The sequence below is a fragment of the Actinoplanes lutulentus genome (assembly GCF_003259845.1).
GTDB classification, from domain to species: Bacteria; Actinomycetota; Actinomycetes; order Mycobacteriales; family Micromonosporaceae; genus Actinoplanes; species Actinoplanes lutulentus.
Window position 1 is genome coordinate 87,625 of sequence record NZ_QLMJ01000004.1, and the last position, 17,948, is coordinate 105,572.

Below are 17,948 nucleotides of genomic sequence, written 5' to 3' on the forward strand. Positions count from 1 at the left end.
CCGCCGCACATGATGCGACGGGCCCATCGAACGAACGTCAGATCACGACCGAGACCAGGCGGCCCTTCACCACGATGACCTTCTTGGGCTCGCGGCCCGCGATCACCTCGGCGACGGCCTCCAGCGCTGCCGCCCGCACTTCGGCCTCATCCGTTTCCGGCGAGACCTCGACGCGGCCGCGGACCTTGCCGTTGACCTGCACCGGGTACGTGATCGAGTCGGCCACCAGCTGTGCCGGGTCAGCGACCGGGAAGTCCGCGTACGCCAGTGTGCCCGAATTGCCCAGCTTGCCCCACAGTTCTTCGGCCATGTGCGGGGCGAACGGCGCCAGCATCAGCACCAGCGGTTCGATCGCCTCGCGGGAGACGGTGGGCAGCGGGGTCAGCGTGTTGGTCAGCTCGATCAGCTTGGCGATCGCAGTGTTGAACCGCAGCTCGGCCATGTCCTCGCGTACCCCAGCAATGACCTTGTGCAGCACCTTGCGGGACTTGACGTCCAGCGGCGCGTCGGAGACGCGCGAAGCGCCGGTCTCCTCGTCGACGACCAGGCGCCAGGTCCGCTGCAGGAAGCGCTGCGAACCGACCACCGCGCGGGTCTCCCAGGGGCGGGAGACGTCCAGCGGACCCATCGCCATCTCGTAGACCCGGAACGTGTCGGCGCCGTACTGGTCGCACATCTCGTCGGGGGTGACCACGTTCTTCAGCGACTTGCCCATTTTGCCGTAGGACCGGGTCACCTTCTGGGAGCCGTGGAAGTACTCGCCGTCGCGCTCGACGACCTCCTCGGCGGGCACGTAGAACCCACGGTCGTCCTGGTACGCGTACGCCTGGATGTAACCCTGGTTGAACAGCTTCTTGAACGGCTCGAACGACGAGACGTGGCCCAGGTCGAACAGGACCTTGTGCCAGAAGCGGGAGTACAGCAGGTGCAGCACGGCGTGCTCGACACCGCCGACGTACAGATCGACGCCGCCGCTGTCACCCGGCTGACGCGGGCCCATCCAGTACGCCTCGTTCGCCGGGTCGACCAGCTTCTCCGCGTTGTGCGGGTCCAGGTAACGCAGCTCGTACCAGCAGGAGCCGGCCCACTGCGGCATCGTGTTGGTCTCGCGGGTGTACATCTTCGGGCCGTCGCCCAGGTCCAGCTCGACCTGCACCCAGTCCTTCTTACGGGACAGCGGGGTCTCCGGCTCGGTGTCCGCGTCCTCCGGGTCGAAGGTGCGCGGCGAGAAGTCGTCCACGTCGGGCAGCTCGACCGGCAGCATCGAGTCGGGCAGCGCGATCGGCAGGCCGGTCTCGTCGTAAACGATCGGGAACGGCTCGCCCCAGTACCGCTGCCGGCTGAACAGCCAGTCCCGCAGCCGGTAGGTGGTCGCGCCGGAACCCTTGCCGTTCTCCTCCAGCCAGGCGATCATCGCGGCCTTCGCCTCGACGACCTCCTTGCCGTCCAGCCACTCACTGTTGATCGCCGGTCCATCTCCGGTGAAAGCACCTTCACAATCCTCAGGAGCTTCGACCGTACGGATGATCGGCAGTTGGAAGACCTCCGCGAAGGCCCAGTCGCGTTCGTCCTGGCCGGGCACCGCCATGATCGCGCCGGTGCCGTAACCGGCCAGCACGTAGTCGGCGATGAAGACCGGGATGCGTGCCCCGTTGACCGGGTTCTCCGCGAACGCGCCGGTGAAGACACCGGTCTTGACCTTGCCGTCGGCGGTCCGCTCTTCCTCGGTCTTGGCCGCGGCCTGCGCCCGGTAAGCGGTGATCGCCTCGGCGGGGCTCTCGTAGCCACCGGTCCAGACGTCCTTCGTGCCGTTCGGCCAGGCACCCGGGGCGATGCTGTCGACCAGCTCGTGCTCGGGCGCCAGGACCATGTAGGTGGCGCCGAACAGCGTGTCCGGGCGGGTGGTGAAGACGGTGATCTTGTCGGATCCCGCCGGGAAGTCCACGTGCGCGCCCCGCGACCGGCCGATCCAGTTGCGCTGCATCAGCTTGACCGGCTCCGGCCAGTCCAGCGAGTCCAGGTCCTCGACCAGCCGGTCACCGTACGTGGTGATCCGCATCATCCACTGCTTCAGGCTGCGCTTGAAGACCGGGAAGTTGCCGCGCTCGCTGCGGCCGTCCGGCGTGACCTCCTCGTTGGCCAGCACGGTGCCCAGACCGGGGCACCAGTTGACCGGGGCCTCGCTCATGTACGCCAGCCGGTGCCCGTCGATCTGCTCACGCCGCTGCGCCGGGGTCAGATCGGCCCACTCCGGGGTCGCCTCGAACTTCTCGATCAGCTCGCTGATCGGCCGCGCCTTCTGGACGGACGGGTCGAACCAGGAGTTGAAGACCTGCAGGAAGATCCACTGGGTCCAGCGGTAGTACTCCGGGTCGGTCGTCGAGAACGAGCGCCGCTCGTCGTACGCCAGACCCAGGCGGCGCAGCTGGTGCTTGTACCGCTCGACGTTGGCGGCGGTGGTGACCGCCGGGTGGGTGCCGGTCTGCACCGCGTACTGCTCGGCGGGCAGGCCGAACGCGTCGAAGCCCATCGGGTGCAGCACGTTGAAGCCGGCCATCCGCTGGAAGCGGGTGTAGCAGTCGGTCCCGATGTACCCCAGCGGGTGCCCGACGTGCAGGCCGGCGCCGGACGGGTACGGGAACATGTCCTGCACGTGCAGTTTGGGTGCTCCGGCACGCGGGTGGGCCGGGTCGGCCAGCTCGCCGACCGGGTTGGGTGCCTGGAACGTCCCGTTCTCGGCCCAGTAGGCCTGCCAGCGCAGCTCGATCTCACCGGCCAGCGCAGCGGTGTAACGGAACGGCGGGGTCTCGGTCTCGCTCATCTTCACCATCTCGTCTTTCAGCAGCTCTTCTTGTCGAACAGGGAGCTGAAGGGCATAAAAAAGCCCCTCACGCAGGAGGGGGCGCCGTGCCTGGTCCGTCTTAACGGATCAGCACGGCCGGCTAAGGAGCAGAACGGACCGAGCCATGCGTTGGATGATACCCGCCGCCCGTCACGCACGGCGACCGGTATCCCGACGGGCGAAATAGCCGGAGCTGTCCACAGGCGACCGTTTCTTTATCTCGAATCGGTCTCGATCAGGCCTTTCGGTGATGTGCACGTGCGGGGCTAACCTGTGGGGACGGGCGGCGAGCGCCGGAGGCCCACGGCCGCTGGGTGCCCGCAACCTTCGATGCCCCTTGACGGTGGGTGATATTCACCCAGGGGGTAATAACAACTTGGAGGAGGCCCGTGACAACGCCGACCTGGGGCGAGCCGGCAGGCCCGCTGACGAACGCCGAGTTCGCCACCGCGACGCAGGCCATCATGGCCAACATCGAGCAGGTCATCGAGGGCAAGAGCGCCACGGTGCGGCTGGCGCTCGCGGTGCTGCTCGCCGAGGGGCACCTGCTGATCGAGGACGTGCCTGGCGTCGGGAAGACCAAGCTCGCCAAGGCGCTCGCCCGGTCCATCGACTGCTCGGTGCGCCGCATCCAGTTCACGCCCGACCTGCTGCCCAGTGATGTCACCGGAGTCAGCGTCTACAACCAGGAGACGCGCGACTTCGAGTTCAAGCCGGGCGCGGTCTTCGCGAACCTGGTGGTCGGCGACGAGATCAACCGGGCCTCGCCGAAAACCCAGTCCGCGCTGCTGGAGTGCATGGAGGAGCGGCAGGTGACCGTCGACGGCACCACGTACGAGCTGCAGGCTCCGTTCATGGTGATCGCGACGCAGAACCCGATCGAGATGGAGGGCACCTACCCTCTCCCCGAGGCGCAGCGTGACCGGTTCACCGCCCGCATCGCGATGGGCTACCCGGACCCGCGCGCCGAGCTCGCCATGCTCAGCGGCCACGGTGACCACGACCCGCTGACCGACCTGCGCGCCGTCACCGACGCCGCCATGGTCCGCCGGCTGATCGCCACGGCTCGCGACGTGCACGCGGCCGAGGCCGTCCAGCAGTACGCGATCGCCCTGGTCACCGCGACCCGGGAGGCTCCGGAGATCCGTCTCGGCGCGTCGCCCCGGTCGACCCTTCAGCTGCTGCGTACCGCCAAGGCGGTCGCCGCGCTCGAAGGCCGCGACTACGTGCTCCCGGACGACCTCCAGGCGCTCGCGGTTCCGGTGCTCGCCCACCGGATCATCCCGACCGCCGACGCCCAGCTGAACAGGCGTACCACCGACACGATCGTGTCGGAGATCGTGCACCGGCTGCCGCTCCCGCACGACCGGGCCCGCAACCCGTACGACACCCGTGACGGGCGTACGCCGACGTCGTACGAGTCCCGGGGGCGGTGAGGATGCGGGAGGCGCTGCGGGGGCTCACCACACGCGGCCGCTCGTTCCTGGCCGCGGGCATGGCCGCCGCGGTCTCGGCGCTCATCCTCGGCGAGCGTGACCTGCTGCGGGTCGCGGTCCTGCTCGCCGCGCTGCCGCTGCTGGCCGCGTGGTACGTCAGCCGCAGCCGCTACAAACTGGCCTGCACCCGTTCGCTGGACCCGGGCCGGGCGCCGGTCGGCTCCAGCGCGCGGGTGATCCTGCGCCTGCAGAACATGTCCCGGCTGCCCACCGGCACGATGCTGCTGGAGGACCGGCTGCCGTACGCACTGGGCAGCCGGCCCCGGGTGGTTCTCGAACGACTCGGGGCACAGCAGGCCAGCTCGGTGGCGTACACGGTCCGTGCCGACGTGCGCGGCCGGTACCCGATCGGCCCGCTGATGATCCGCCTCACTGACCCGTTCGGCCTCTGCGAGCTGACCCGATCGTTCCCCTCGGTCGACAAGCTCATCGTGATCCCGCAGGTCACCGCCCTCCCCCGGGTGCGGCTCGCGGGTGAGTACGCGGGAACCGGCGAGAGCCGCGCCCGCTCGGTCGCCGTGCACGGCGAGGACGACGCGGCCACCCGGGAATACCGTCGTGGCGACGATCTCCGCCGGGTCCACTGGCGGTCGACAGCGCGTACCGGTGAGCTGATGGTCCGCCGCGAGGAGCAGCCCTGGGAGAGCCGCGCCACCGTGGTCCTCGACACCCGGCTGTACGCGCACCGCGGCGAAGGACCGACCGCCAGCTTCGAGTGGGCGGTCTCGGCCGCCGCCAGCATCGCCATGCACCTGCGCCAGGAGGGCTACAAGCTCCGCCTGGTGACCGGTTCCGGCACCGACCTGGACGCCTCCGAGGCCGGTGGGGAAGGACTGATTCTGGACACCCTGGCCGACGTCAAGCTCAGCCAGACCGGCGACGTCGCGTCCCTGGTCGAGAACGTCCGGCGCCGCTCCGACGGCGGCCTGGTGATCGGCCTGTTCGGGGCGCTCACGGTCGCCGAGTCGGAGTTGCTCGCCGGCCTGCGCGGCAACGGCGCGACCTGCATCGGGTTCGCCATCGACAGCTCCACCTGGGTCCCGATGACCAACGGTGACCGGTCCGAGTCCGATCGGGAACACGCGGCCGCGTCGGTCGCCCTGGTCCGCAGCGGCTGGAAATCGGTGCCGGTGACGCACGGTGACACCCTGCCGGCACTCTGGCCCTCGGTGGCCCGGGGTTCGCAGGGCTTCGCGTACCGGGCGGCGATGGCCGAGACCGTGAGCGGGGTGGTCCGATGACCGGCCGCCGTCGTCTCGGGCTGATCGCGGCGGCCGCGACCCTCCTCGCGGCCGCACCCCTGTCGTCCATCTTCGATTCCTGGACGTGGCTGTTCCAGAGCATCCTCACGGTGGTCCTGATCGCCGGCGCCGCGGTCGCGGCCCGGACCCTGCGGTTCCCCACCTGGGCGCAGACGATCGCCATGATCTTCGCGCTGGTGCTCGCGCTGACCTGGATCTTCCCGAGCGGCAAAGAGCTCCTGATCCCCCAGCCGGCCACCTTCACCCACTTCGCGGACCTGATCCGGCAGGCCGGCGAGGACACCCGTTCATACGGTGTCCCGGTCCCCGACCGGGACGGCCTGCTGTTCGTGGCGGTCCTCGGCATCGGCGCCGTCGCGATCGTGGTCGACCTGCTGACCGCGGTCTTCCGCCGCCCGGCCCTCGCCGGGCTGCCGATGCTCGCGATCTACTCGATCCCGGTCGCGGTCTACCTGGACAGCGTCCCGGTGTTCCCGTTCATCATCGGCGCGACCGGCTACATGTGGCTGCTCGTCGCCGACAACGTCGATCGGGTCCGCCGCTTCGGCCGCCGCTTCACCGGCGACGGCCGTGACGTCGACGTCTGGGAGCCGTCACCGCTCGCCTCCGCCGGACGCCGTCTCGGTATGGTGGGCGTACTGGTCGCGGTGCTGCTGCCGCTGGCCGTGCCGACCGTCTCCGGCGGCCTGCTCACCCGCCTCACCCAGAGCGGCAGCGGGATCGGCCTCGGACCAGGCGGCACCGGCAACGGGCAGATCAACCTCTTCGCCGCGCTCAGCGGTCAGCTCACCCAAAATGCCACAATCAACATCATTAAGGTACGCACAAACGAGCGCGAGCCGTTCTACCTGCGGTTCGGCGTGGCCGACGTGCTGAACGCGGACGGTGTCGGCAACACGGCCCCGCGCGGCAACCCGATGTCCGAGGGCCTGGCGGACCCCTCGACACAGGCCTCCACCGACCGGGCGACCTACACCGAATACGAAGCCGAGATCGAGGTAGCCGACGGACTGCGGCAGAACATGCTGCCGGTCTACAACTACCCGACCGGCGTCGACGGGCTCAAGGGCAACTGGTCGTACGACGGCGGGCAGCAGGTGCTCTACTCGACCAAGTCCACGACCGGCAACCAGAAGTACAAGGTCACCTATCTGCGTCCGCGGTACACCGCCGCGCAGCTGCGCACCGCGGAACCGCTCGACGAGAGCAACGGCCTGTACCGGGAGTTCACTGCCGTACCCGCCGACGAGGCCGTGCAGACCAGGGTCGACGAGCTGATCGAGGACGAGGACACCGACTACGACAAGGTGCGGGCCATCTACGACTCGTTCTCGTCGAAGAACGGGTTCAAGTACAACCTCTCCACCCAGAACACCGGCACCGCCTCGGACATCGCGGCCTTCCTGCAGAACAAGTCCGGGTACTGCCAGCAGTACGCGGCCGCGATGACGTGGATGGTGCGTGCCGCCGGCATTCCGGCACGGGTGGCGTTCGGCTTCACCCGGGGCACGGCGCTGGACGACAACACGTACCAGATCACCAACCGGAACGCGCACGCCTGGACCGAGGTCTACCTGGACGGTTTCGGCTGGGTCCCGTTCGACGCGACCCCGGCCGGCAACGTGCAGGGCTCGACCCGATCGTCGTGGGCGCCTGATGTCGAAAGCCCTGCCCCCGAGGCTTCCAGCTCGGCCGGCGCAGCCGCTCCGGGCGCCGAGTCGTCCGCCGCACCGGGCGGCGTCGAACGTCCCGAGCAGGCGAACGACGGCGGCGGCACCGCGCTCGACGAGGGTGTCGTCCCGGACGACGGTTCCTGGACGCCACTGCTGGTCGTCGCCGGCATCGCGCTGTTCCTGGCGATCCTGCTGATCCCGGCGTTCCGGCGCGCCCTGCTCCGCCGTCGCCGCCACGCGGCGACGACGGGCGGCCCGGCACCGGCGGTGTCGAGTACGTCCGGCGTGGCCGGCGACATCACGGTGACCACCGAGTCGGCCCGCGCCCGCGAGGACGCGCACGCCGCCTGGGACGAACTGATCGACACGATGGTCGACTTCCGCGTACCGGTGGACCCCACCGAGACGCCGAGGGTGACCACCCAGCGGCTGGTCAGGGACAACCTGCTCACCGACAACCCGGCCGAGGCAGCGGCACTGCTGGGCCGGGCCGAGGAACGCGCACGGTACGCCCGCCAGCCCATGCAGGGCGCCGAGCTGACAGCCGCCCTGCGCCAGGTACGCACCGGCCTGGCCGGAACAGCGACGTTCCGGACGAAGGCCCGGGCCACGCTGATCCCGCCGTCGGTCCTGCTGAGCTGGCGCCTGACCATCGCCGACCAGTCAGGCCGGGCAGCCGAGGCAATGAGCCGGCTACGGGAGTCAGCCTCCCGCTTCAACCCCCGCCGCCTCCTGTCCCGATCCCGCTGACGAGTTCCAAGCCACCCCACCAACCAGTTCCGAGCCCACCGACCAACCAGAAAGGGCGCCACCTCGACGAGGTGGCGCCCTTTCCGCACGTTCCCAGCCCCCGACCCCGCCAGCCTCGGCCAGCCTCGCCCGAACTCGACACGCACCCGGGTTTCGCCGTTCTGTGGACCAGTAGTGGGCTCGATCGGCCCGACGCCTCTCGCGGCGAGGCGTTGCTTCACAGATCTTGTGAGGTTCTGCCGTCCGATCGACCACAACCGCACGAGTTTCCGGGAAGGCTGCCGCTGTGGTGTCAACGACGGCTCGCCTCCGAGCACCCTGGTGACGCTCTGCCACCGCAACGGTGGAGTATTCCGGCTTTGTGGAGTCCTGTAGGGGTCAGAACACCCCAAGGCCTCCAAGATCAGGCCGCACCCCTAGCCGGACCCCCACACTCCGTAACCATTCGATGAGACGAGCCACCCCAACTCGCCAAGATCGCAAAAGAGCCGGCCCACCCACCCGCCGAGGCCGGGGCAGGGCACAGGACGCGAGCAGAGTGGGACGGGCAGGGCAGGGCGGGACGGGGGCAGGGCGGCGGTCAGGCAGCCGGCACGCAACGCGGCAACAGGCGACGCGGCCAAGCAGGCAGCGCACGGTTGAACGAGCAGGCAACCCACGACCAAGCGAACAGACACCCCCCACTGCGCCGGGCGCTACGGCGGGGTCAAGGCATGGGGATATGACGAAGGCGGCCGGGGTGGCCGCCGTTCGTCGGGCGCCGGTTGTCCAGCCGGCTCGGCTGGGTCAGCGATGACCCTCCGGGCGCTGGCGCCACCGGTCTTCGAGCCGGTCGATGAGGCCGCCCTTGCGTCCGCCGCCCTGCCTCGTGCGCCGGGTCGCTGTGCCGCCGACTGACTTGAGGTCGGGTGCCTGGCCGCGCCGGCGCGACTGCATCGCGAAGGCGGCTGAGCCGAGCATGACGACGAATCCGGCCACGCCGAGAGGCGTGTTCTGGCTCACGGTCCCGAAGACGACTAGTGCGAGACCAAGGACGATCACGAACGCGGCAACGAGGAGCCGGCGCCGTGCGTGGAAACGCGGGTCGCTGGCCCGCACAGCCGAGGCGAACTTGGGGTCCTCGGCAAGCGACCGCTCGATCTGATCGAACAGCCGCTGCTCGTGCTCCGAGAGCGGCACGGCATTCCTCCCCGGGCGCTTTGCCGGCCCCGGTTCGCGGGGACGGCGGTGGTGCAGGTGTGGTGATGCGGGGCAGCCGTCGGCTGCCTTATCACGCAAGTCTACGAGCGGGGTGGCGGGTCGGAAAGCCGGACGACCGCCGAGTGCGGGTGATTTTCCGTGCCCTCAAGATTGGTTCGTCCCAAAAGACCGACTGCACGCGCCGAAGTGGCAATGATCACGCCCAGTGAGTTAGCGGACGACCAACAGTGGGATCGTCATCTCTGCCGCTGTGGCCGAGCCGTGGTATGCCACCAATCGTCCCGCTGCGGCCGGCTCCCACTCGGAGGCGAGCGCGACGGCCCGCCCCTGGCAGAGCACCACGACGTCGCCGATCCGCCCGGCGTGCGACGGCGGCACCTCGCCGAACCAGCCCTCGCCGATCGCCTGGTCACGGGTCATCACCCGGGCGTCCGCGCCGAAAACTCCGCGCCAATTGGCGATCACGTCGGCTTCGGCGCCCTCGGCCGCGTACAGATAACGCACCCGAGGCTCGCCCGCGACCGCGACCACACCCTCGCGCAGGGCCGAATTGTCCGCCATGTCGTATCGACCGGCCAGCGGAACATTGAGCTGGCCGTGATCGGCGACCACGAGCAGAGCGGCGTTCGGCGGGAGGCCGTGCACGATCTGATCGAGGATCTTGTCGACGCCCCGGGCGGCGGCCTGCCAGGTCGGCGAGTCGATGCCGTCCTCGTGGCCGAAATGGTCGAGATCCGGGTGATATCCGTAGACGAGCCCCGGCGAGCGCCGCAGCGCCGCGAGCATCCCCTCGGCCACCGCGTTCCCGTCGTCGGCGCCGACGTAACGGCCGCCGCGGTTGGCGGCGAGGCTCAGTCCGCTGCCCTCGAACGCCGATTTGCTGACCACGGTGACGTCGACGCCGGCCGCAGCGGCGGTCTCCAGCCTGGTCGGCACCGGCTGCCACTCGCGGGGATCCGGGTCGTCACCCCAGGCGATGTGGGTGAGCACCCGGCCGTCCGGCCTGCGCACCGTGAAACCGAGAACGCCGTGCGCGCCCGGCGGCACACCCGTGCCGAGCGTGACCAGACTGACCGGGGTGGTCGACGGAAAGCCGGCCGTCAGCGTGCCGGCGTGGCCACGACCCCCTGCCGCGAGATCCGCGAGCACCGGCGCGTGCTTCGAGGCCAACGGCAATTGGTACGCCCCAAGCCCGTCCACCAGCAGCACACCGACCCGGTCGATCCCGTCGAGACGGGCGGTCAGCCCGAGGACGTCGACGGCGCCGGGCACCCCGAGCACGGCCGACACACTGGGCAGCAGGTCGGCGAGGCTGCCCGTGCCGTACGCCGGCGGCACGATCCGCAGCGCGTCAGCCGGGAGCCCGTCCGCCGGGACACTCATGGCAGCGCCCTCACGACCGGCGGGCGAACAGGTGCAGCTGGGAGGCGATGTCCCGGAACGGCGGCTGGGAACTCAGCTCCAGCTCCAGATCGAGCACGGCCTGCGGGTCGTCCTCGATCACCGTGGCGGGCAGGAGGTCGGCGACCACGCGTACCCCATGGATCTGCTCGACCTGGAGTCCCGCGGCCGTGAGAAGAGCAGTGGCGCTCGCCGCGTCGAACCTGCGAAGCAGGGTGTCGCGCGGGCCGGCACGGCCCGCCGGATCGGTGACCAGCGAGGCGGCCGCACGCAGATGGCCGTTGATCGCGCGGCCGAGGATGGCCGCCGCACGGCTCGCCACCAGCAGGCTGACCGCGCCGCCGGGCCGGAGCGCTGTCGCGATCGCCGAAGCCACACGGGCCGGGTCGTCGACGACCTCGAGCACCGCGTGGCAGAGGATGAGGTCGGCGCTGCCCGGCTCGACGAGGGAGGCGAGCGCGTCGCCGTCACCCTGCACGGCGTGGATCCGGTCGGCGACGCCCGCGTCACTGGCCCGCCGGGTGAGCGCGGCGAGCGCGTCCGGGCTCGCGTCGATCACGGTGACGGTGTGCCCGGCCTCGGCGAGCGGCACGGCGAACCCGCCGGTCCCGCCGCCCACATCGAGGACGGTCAGCGTCTTGCCGGCGTGCTGTTCCAGCTCCTTGCGGAGGACGGCCCAGACCGCGGCGGTACGAGCCGTGACGAGGGGCCGGCCGGTGCGCGCAGAAGTTTCCACCCCGGCAGCCTAGCGACCTTCAGAACTGGAACAGGACACCCGTTGCACGGTTCATCTCGCAGGTATTGCCGTAGGTGTGCCGCCAGCTCACATCGCGGCCCTGCCAGACGCCTTTGAGCTCGGCGGTCACCGGCTGGTAGAGCAGGATGCACATCCGGTCGCCGGCCGGCAGCCTGGCCGGGTCGGCATCGATCTTCCGCAGCAGGGCGCATGCCTCGGCGCCCTTGGGGTGGCCGCCACCGACCGGGTCGCAGGAGAGTTTGACCGCGCTCGCGAAGCCGGCTTTCGCCATGTAGGTGAGCGTGAGGTCGCTGCCCTCGGGCAAGCCGTACGAGCCGGCCTCCGGCCGGGGACCGGGTCCGCCGCCGAGGATCGCGGCACCGGCCACCACGAGGCCGAGCACTGCCTGAATCATGATGCACCCCTAAAAAGGCGCACCTTACCTCGCAAATAGTGCAATTTATCGGAAATCGCGGGACGCCGGGCTGACCGGTGGTGTCACCGCGTCGAGCCGGTCCGCCACCAGGTTCAGTACGCCCTCCACCTTCTCCAGCCGGCCGCGTACCAGCAGGGCCGTGCTGCTCCGGGCCACTCGCCGGTACCGCATCCACAGCCCCGGCGAGCAGGTCACGTTGAGCATCCCGGTCTCGTCCTCCAGGTTCACGAACGTCACCCCGCCCGCGGTGGCCGGCCGCTGCCGATGGGTGACGATGCCGCCGACCCGGATCCGGGTGTTCGCCTCCACCTCGGCCAGCTGGTTGATCGGCAGCGCGCCGGCCGCCTCCAGCTGCTCCCGGATGAACTTCGCCGGATGCGTGTCCGGCGACAGCCCGGTCGCCCAGACGTCCGCGACCAGCACGTCCACGTCGCTCATGCCGGGCAGCATCGGCGCCTCGGTGCCGGTCACCGTGCCGGGCAGCCGGTCCGGCTTGTCCTGGGAGGCGGCGCCGGCGGCCCAGAGCGCCTCCCTGCGGGACAGCCCGAAACTCGCGAACGCGTCGGCCGTGGCGAGCGCCTCCAGATGCGTGGTGGAGCAGCCGGTACGCCGGGCCAGGTCCGTCATTGACCGATACGGACCATGGTTCAGGCGCTCCTCCTCGATCCGCTCGGCGAGGTCGGCTCCGATCGTACGAATGCTGGAAAGGCCTTGGCGGACGGCCGGGCCGCGCAGTCCCCAAGCGTGCGGAGGCTCGGCGGCCGCGGCTTTTCTGCGGGTTGACGGGGTGCTTTCCAGCGTCGCCGCCGCGTCGCTGAGGTTGATGTCCGGCCGGCGCACCTCGACGCCGTGCCGCCGCGCGTCGTCCACCAGGGACTGTGGCGAGTAGAAGCCCATCGGCTGCGCGTTGAGCAGGGCCGCGCAGAAGGCCGCCGGGTGGTACCGCTTCAGCCAGGCGCTCGCGTAGACCAGGTAGGCGAAGCTCATGGCATGGCTCTCCGGGAAGCCGTAACTGGCGAACGCGGACAGCTTGTGGAACAGGTCGTCGGCCAGCTCACCGGTGATCCCGTTGCCGGCCATCCCCTCGTACAGTCGCTTTTTGATCCTTTCCATCTTGGTGATGGAGCGTTTTGAGCCCATCGCGCGCCGCAGCTGATCGGCTTCGGACGGGTCGAAGCCGGCGACGTCGATCGCGAGCTGCATCAGCTGCTCCTGGAAAAGCGGCACACCCAGCGTCTTGGCCAGCGCGTTCTTCATCAGTGGATGCGGCACGTCCGGCGCCTCCAGGCCGTTTTTCCGCCTGATGTACGGGTGAACAGAACCGCCCTGAATCGGACCCGGACGGATCAGGGCCACCTCGATCACCAAGTCGTAGAACGTGCCCGGCTTGAGGCGGGGCAGGGTCGCCATCTGCGCGCGGCTCTCCACCTGGAAGACGCCGACCGAGTCCGCCCGGCAGAGCATCTCGTAGACCTCGGGGTCGTCCAGCGGCATCGTCCCCAGGTCCAGCTCGTCCTCGATCATGTCGTACGCGTAGTGCAGCGCCGACAGCATCCCGAGCCCGAGCAGGTCGAACTTGACCAGGTCGACGGCGGCGCAGTCGTCCTTGTCCCACTGGAGCACCGAGCGCCCGGGCATCCGGCCCCACTCGACCGGGCAGACCTCGATGATCGGCCGGTCGCAGATGACCATGCCGCCGGAGTGGATGCCGAGGTGGCGGGGGAAGTTCTGCACCTCGTTGGCGGCGTTGATCACGCTCTGTGGTATGTCGTTGTCACTCGTCGCCACGTCGCCCCAGCGGTCGATCTGTTTGCTCCAGGCGTCCTGCTGTCCCGGGGAGAAACCGAACGCTTTCGCCATGTCGCGGACCGCCGATCGCGGGCGGTAGGAGATCACGTTGGCGACCTGGGCGGTGTGCTCGCGGCCGTATTTGGCGTAGACGTGCTGAATGACCTCTTCTCGGCGGTCAGATTCGATGTCGACGTCGATGTCGGGTGGGCCGTCACGTTCGGGGGCGAGGAAACGCTCGAAGAGCAGGCGGTGTTTCACCGCGTCCACATTGGTGATGAAGAGGGCGTAACAGACCGCCGAGTTGGCCGCTGAGCCACGGCCCTGGCAGTAGATCCGACTGTCCCGGCAAAATCGGACTATGTCGTAAACGACGAGGAAATATCCGGGAAAGCCGAGCTCCTCGATCATCTTCAGCTCGTATTCCAGCTGGTCGTAAGCCCGCCGGTCGTCGTCCTCGTATCGCTGGCGGGCGCCGCGCATGGTCAGCTCGCGCAGCCAGCTCATCTCGGTGTGCCCCTCCGGCACGTCGTAATCGGGCAGTCTCGGCGCCACCAGGTTCAGGTCGAACGCCAGGTCCTCGCCGTACATCGCGGCGTTCGCCACCGCGCCCGGGTAATCGCTGAACCGGCGGGCCATCTCATCGCCGCTGCGCAGGTGGGCGGCGCCGGCCGCGGGCAGCCAGCCGTCCATGTCGTCCAGGCTGCGCCGGGCCCGCACCGCGGCCAAAGCCGTGGCGAGCCGGCGTCGGGACGGTGCCGCATAGTGAACGTTTCCGGTCGCGACCACCTCCAGTTTGCGGCTGCGGGCCAGCGCGTACAGGTAGTCGTTGCGGTCGCCGTCGCACGGGTCGGCGTGGTCGGTCAGCTCGACCGCCACGTTCGGAGCGCCGAACAGGTCGGCGAGACGATCCAGCTCGTACGCCGCCTCTTCGACACCGTGCGTGGCCAGGGCCAGCGGGACCGTCCCCTTGCGACAGCCGGTCAGCACCAGCACGTGGTCCTTCAGTACCTCGGCGATCTGCTCCAGGCTGCCGTAATCGGGTTTGCCCTTCTCGCCGCCTCGCAGGTGCGCCTGCGAGATGACTCGGGCCAGTCTCGCGTACCCCTCGTGGCCGTGCGCGAGAGCGAGCAGGTGGGCGCCTTCCGGGTCTGGCTCGCCGTTCTGCGGGCGGGTCAGGCCCAGCGACAACTCGGCGCCGAAGATCGTCGGCAGACTCAGCTCGCGGGCCGCCTGGGAGAACCGGACCACGCCGTAGAAACCGTCGTGATCGGTGACGGCCAGCCCGGTCAGGCCGAGCCGGGCAGCCTCCTCCGCCAACTCCTCCGGGTGGCTGGCGCCGTCGAGGAAGCTGAAGTTGGTGTGGCTGTGCAGTTCGGCGTACGGCGTCGAGCTCTCCGTGCGGATCAGACCGGGAGCCGGACGGTACGGCTCGCGCTTGCGGGACCAGGCCGGCGAGTCACCGCCGTCGCCGTCGATCGCGAGGGGGTCGAGCACCGCCGGGCCGGTGCCGGACAGTGCTCGTTCCAGCTGTGCCCAGGGCACGTCCGGGTTGTGGAAGCCCATCAGTCGTCCTTGTCAGTCATAGATTGCTTCCACCTGCCAGCGGCCCCGGGAGAGGGAGAGCAGCAGTGCCCGGCCGCTCTCGGTCGTCATCTGGAAGCGGGCCCGCCGGCGTGCTTCGTCCGGCGCCCACCAGCGCTCGTCGACCGGCCAGGGTCCGGCCCAGCCGGTGATCTTCTCGGGCCGGGCGCGGTCGATGGCGAGGGTTGCCGGTTCGCCGGTCAGTTCGAGGCGGGCGCTGACGCCGACCGGGTTTCCGGCGGTGTCGCGGACGGTCGCGGGGAGGGGTTCGGGGAGGACTATCGCCGGCGAGGGGCGAGGGAGGCGGCCAGGCCAGGAGGGGTTTTTCCGCTTCTCCTTCTCTTTGGGCTCACTTTTAGTGGCTCGCGCGGCCATTTCCGAATTTTCGGATGTGTCGATCTGGTGGATCGGGCGCAGGTGCGTCACCGGCGCCATCCGTCCCAGCAGCGGCTCCGTCACGATCCCCGGGATCGGCTCACGCTGCTCCGCGGCCGGACGCGACGGCTCCCGCTCGTCACCCCACGGCACCAGCCGCACCTGATCATCCGCCGACCGTCCCCCGCCGAGCACGACCGTCACCACCGAATCCGGCCCGAGCAGGCCCTGCACCCGGCTGAACGCCCGATGCGCCCGCTCACGCTCCGCCCCGGTCTCGCCCCACAGTCCGGGCTGGAGTCCGAGATGGACCATCACGCCGTCCGGAACGAGCCGCATCCGGACCAGCCCCGCCGTCGGCCCGCCCGGACCACCACGCCGAGCACCGGTGAGCCATCCGTCCAGCTGCCAGCGCACCCGTTCCGCGATCGCCGCGGAGGTGAGCGTGCCGTCGTGCCGCCACACCCGGTACAGCTCCTGGCCGTCCGCGGTCACCGCCTCGATCCCGAGCCGGGTGCAGGCCAGCCCGTGCGCGGCGAGCCGGTCATGCAACTGCTCGGCAAGCGCCCGCCCGGCGAACGCCGCCACGTCCACCCGATCCAGCGCCTCGTCGTAGGTCTCCTCCACCGCAAGATCAATCGGCGGCTGCCGCACCGCCAGCGGCCGATGATCAGAACCGGACGCCAGCCGATGCGCCAGCGCCCCCTCGAACCCGAATCGGCTGAGCACGTCACCAGCCGGCAACGCCGCGAACCCACCCAGCGTCTTAACCCCGAGCCGCTTCAGCAGGTCGGTCAGGTCCGGCTTCTCCAAAGCCGAGATGGGTACGCCGGAAAGAAACTCCCGTGTTTTCCCGGCTTCGACGACAAGCCCGGTGCGCGCCGCGATCCCCGCCGCGAACACCCCGTCGGCGATCCCGACCTGGCATTCCACGGCGCAGGCTTGAGCAACCTGTTCGACGATCCGCTCGGCGGCGGCTTCTTCGCCACCGAAGTAGCGGGCCGGTCCGCGTACCGCCACGGCACAGGCGCCCGGCCGGATCACCTCGATCCCGGCCACCACGTCCTCAATAGCGGCGACAACCGGTTCGAACGCCCTGGCATCCCGCCCCGGATCATGCTCAACCACGATCACATGCGGACACAGACTCTGCGCCTCCCGCCGCCGAATCCCCCGCCGAATCCCCTCCCGCCGAGCAGCCTCGGAGCAGGCCAGAACCCGGTTCCCGGCGAGCACCACCACAGCAGCCCCGGAGGACACCCCGTCCACGATCTCCGCGGCCACAACCGGCCAGTCCGGACACCAGACCAGCAAAGCTCGAACAGCCGTCTCCACTAGCCCCCACCTCCGGCAACCCGCTCCCACGGGTCCACCAGCCGCAGCCCACCGCCGCCTCGACCCTCCACAGTGGCCATCTCGCGAGAGCTCGCCGACTCCGGGACGGCTGGGCGTTTCGTGCGAATCGGGGGGATTGCCGCATGGGCGGTGACGCCGGGCATCCACATGACGACCTCGCGGGGGCGAGCTGCCGCACCCCGGCCTCGGGCCGTGACCGTCACTTCGCGGCGGCGCAACCGGCCGCGGCCGGCGCCGAGTCCTTCCCAGTGGCCGTCACCCACGCGCAGGGTGACGTCCGCGCCGGACCAGTCACCGAACGGGACGAGCACACTTCCACGCTGCCGGGCCCGAGCCGCCAACCTGCTCACGATCGGCCCCGAGACCGTGCCGGGAACCGCGGTGACCACCACGTCCACACCGTCGATCAGGGCGGCGACGACGGTGGGCCAGTCCGGGCCGGGGTTCGGCACGAGCGCGAGCCGGTCGAGCACGATGCCACTCTCCGCGGCGGCGAGCGCCCCCAGCGCGGGCACACCGACAACCGCACACCAGGAGCCGGCCCGGGAAGCGGCAGCGAGCAACGCCAGCATCAGCGAGGTGCCACCACCAGCGGGCGCGGCCCGCCCGGCATCCACCGACACCGTGCTCCCCCGGCGCAAACCCTGCCACGGAAGCAGCCCACCCAGCTCAGGCGCAACCGGCAGCACGCGGTGTGCCCCGGGTTCATCGGTCTCGGTAGCCGTCCGGACCATCCCCGCAAGGGCAGCCGCACCACTGATCATGCGCCCCGCCACGTAACGCCCCGCTCCACCTAACTCACAAAAGACTCAAACCAGCCGCCCAAATCCCACAACCACCGCCCCACCTCCCATCACCACCACTCCCGTCGCGATCCCCAGGCAAGCCGAGCCCACGTATCGACCAGCCATCAACCAACCCCGCTCGATCTTGAAGAGCTGTGCGAACACGCATCCGCGAAAGCCAACAAGATCGCCGCCATCCGAGCGGACGGACGAGCGGACGGACGAGCGGACGGCGAGAGCAGGAACGGCGTGGAGAGCGGGAAG

General features: G+C 69.9%; 11 protein-coding genes. 3 read left to right on the forward strand and 8 right to left on the reverse strand.

What is annotated here, in order from left to right; genetic code table 11:
* Nucleotides 1–37: 37 nt before the first annotated feature.
* Nucleotides 38–2,830 carry a leucine--tRNA ligase gene (leuS, locus tag B0I29_RS10705; RefSeq protein ID WP_181557761.1) on the reverse strand — a complete coding sequence of 931 codons (2,793 nt, stop codon included), beginning with the start codon at nt 2,828–2,830 and terminating at the stop codon, nt 38–40.
* Nucleotides 2,831–3,231: 401 nt separating this feature from the next.
* On the opposite strand from leuS, the gene B0I29_RS10710 reads away from it, so the two are divergent.
* From B0I29_RS10710 to B0I29_RS10720, 3 genes are read left to right on the forward strand one after another with little or no spacing between them, the layout of a single operon-like run.
* On the forward strand, nt 3,232–4,278 hold the full coding sequence (locus B0I29_RS10710) for an AAA family ATPase (protein WP_111648774.1): 1,047 nt from the start codon (nt 3,232–3,234) through the stop codon (nt 4,276–4,278).
* Between the two features lie 2 nt (nt 4,279–4,280).
* Nucleotides 4,281–5,579 carry a DUF58 domain-containing protein gene (locus B0I29_RS10715; protein ID WP_111648775.1) on the forward strand — a complete coding sequence of 433 codons (1,299 nt, stop codon included), beginning with the start codon at nt 4,281–4,283 and terminating at the stop codon, nt 5,577–5,579.
* Nucleotides 5,576–8,023 (forward strand): transglutaminase TgpA family protein, encoded by a 2,448-nt coding sequence (locus B0I29_RS10720; protein ID WP_111648776.1) that lies wholly within the window; start codon nt 5,576–5,578, stop codon nt 8,021–8,023. The genes B0I29_RS10715 and B0I29_RS10720 overlap by 4 nt, the downstream gene beginning before the upstream one ends.
* A 786-nt stretch (nt 8,024–8,809) precedes the next feature.
* Here the strand turns inward: B0I29_RS10720 and B0I29_RS10725 are convergent.
* The 7 genes from B0I29_RS10725 to B0I29_RS10755 form a co-directional block, all read right to left on the reverse strand.
* The gene (locus tag B0I29_RS10725) at nt 8,810–9,202 is read right to left on the reverse strand and encodes a DUF3040 domain-containing protein (protein ID WP_111648777.1); all 393 of its coding nucleotides are present in this window, start codon (nt 9,200–9,202) and stop codon (nt 8,810–8,812) included.
* A gap of 231 nt (nt 9,203–9,433) precedes the next feature.
* Nucleotides 9,434–10,606, reverse strand: coding sequence for an alkaline phosphatase family protein (locus B0I29_RS10730; protein ID WP_111648778.1), 1,173 nt, complete (start codon nt 10,604–10,606; stop codon nt 9,434–9,436).
* Between the two features lie 10 nt (nt 10,607–10,616).
* Nucleotides 10,617–11,360: a methyltransferase domain-containing protein gene (locus tag B0I29_RS10735; protein ID WP_111648779.1), complete on the reverse strand. Its 744-nt coding sequence runs from the start codon at nt 11,358–11,360 to the stop codon at nt 10,617–10,619.
* 19 nt (nt 11,361–11,379) lie between these two features.
* Nucleotides 11,380–11,775, reverse strand: coding sequence for an SSI family serine proteinase inhibitor (locus B0I29_RS10740; RefSeq protein WP_111648780.1), 396 nt, complete (start codon nt 11,773–11,775; stop codon nt 11,380–11,382).
* A gap of 45 nt (nt 11,776–11,820) precedes the next feature.
* Complete coding sequence (locus B0I29_RS10745; RefSeq protein ID WP_111648781.1) at nt 11,821–15,150, reverse strand: error-prone DNA polymerase; 3,330 nt, start codon at nt 15,148–15,150, stop codon at nt 11,821–11,823.
* 12 nt (nt 15,151–15,162) lie between these two features.
* Nucleotides 15,163–16,878 carry a DNA polymerase Y family protein gene (locus B0I29_RS10750; RefSeq protein WP_111648782.1) on the reverse strand — a complete coding sequence of 572 codons (1,716 nt, stop codon included), beginning with the start codon at nt 16,876–16,878 and terminating at the stop codon, nt 15,163–15,165.
* Nucleotides 16,878–17,675: a hypothetical protein gene (locus B0I29_RS10755; RefSeq protein WP_111648783.1), complete on the reverse strand. Its 798-nt coding sequence runs from the start codon at nt 17,673–17,675 to the stop codon at nt 16,878–16,880. The genes B0I29_RS10750 and B0I29_RS10755 overlap by 1 nt, the downstream gene beginning before the upstream one ends.
* Nucleotides 17,676–17,948: the final 273 nt, after the last annotated feature.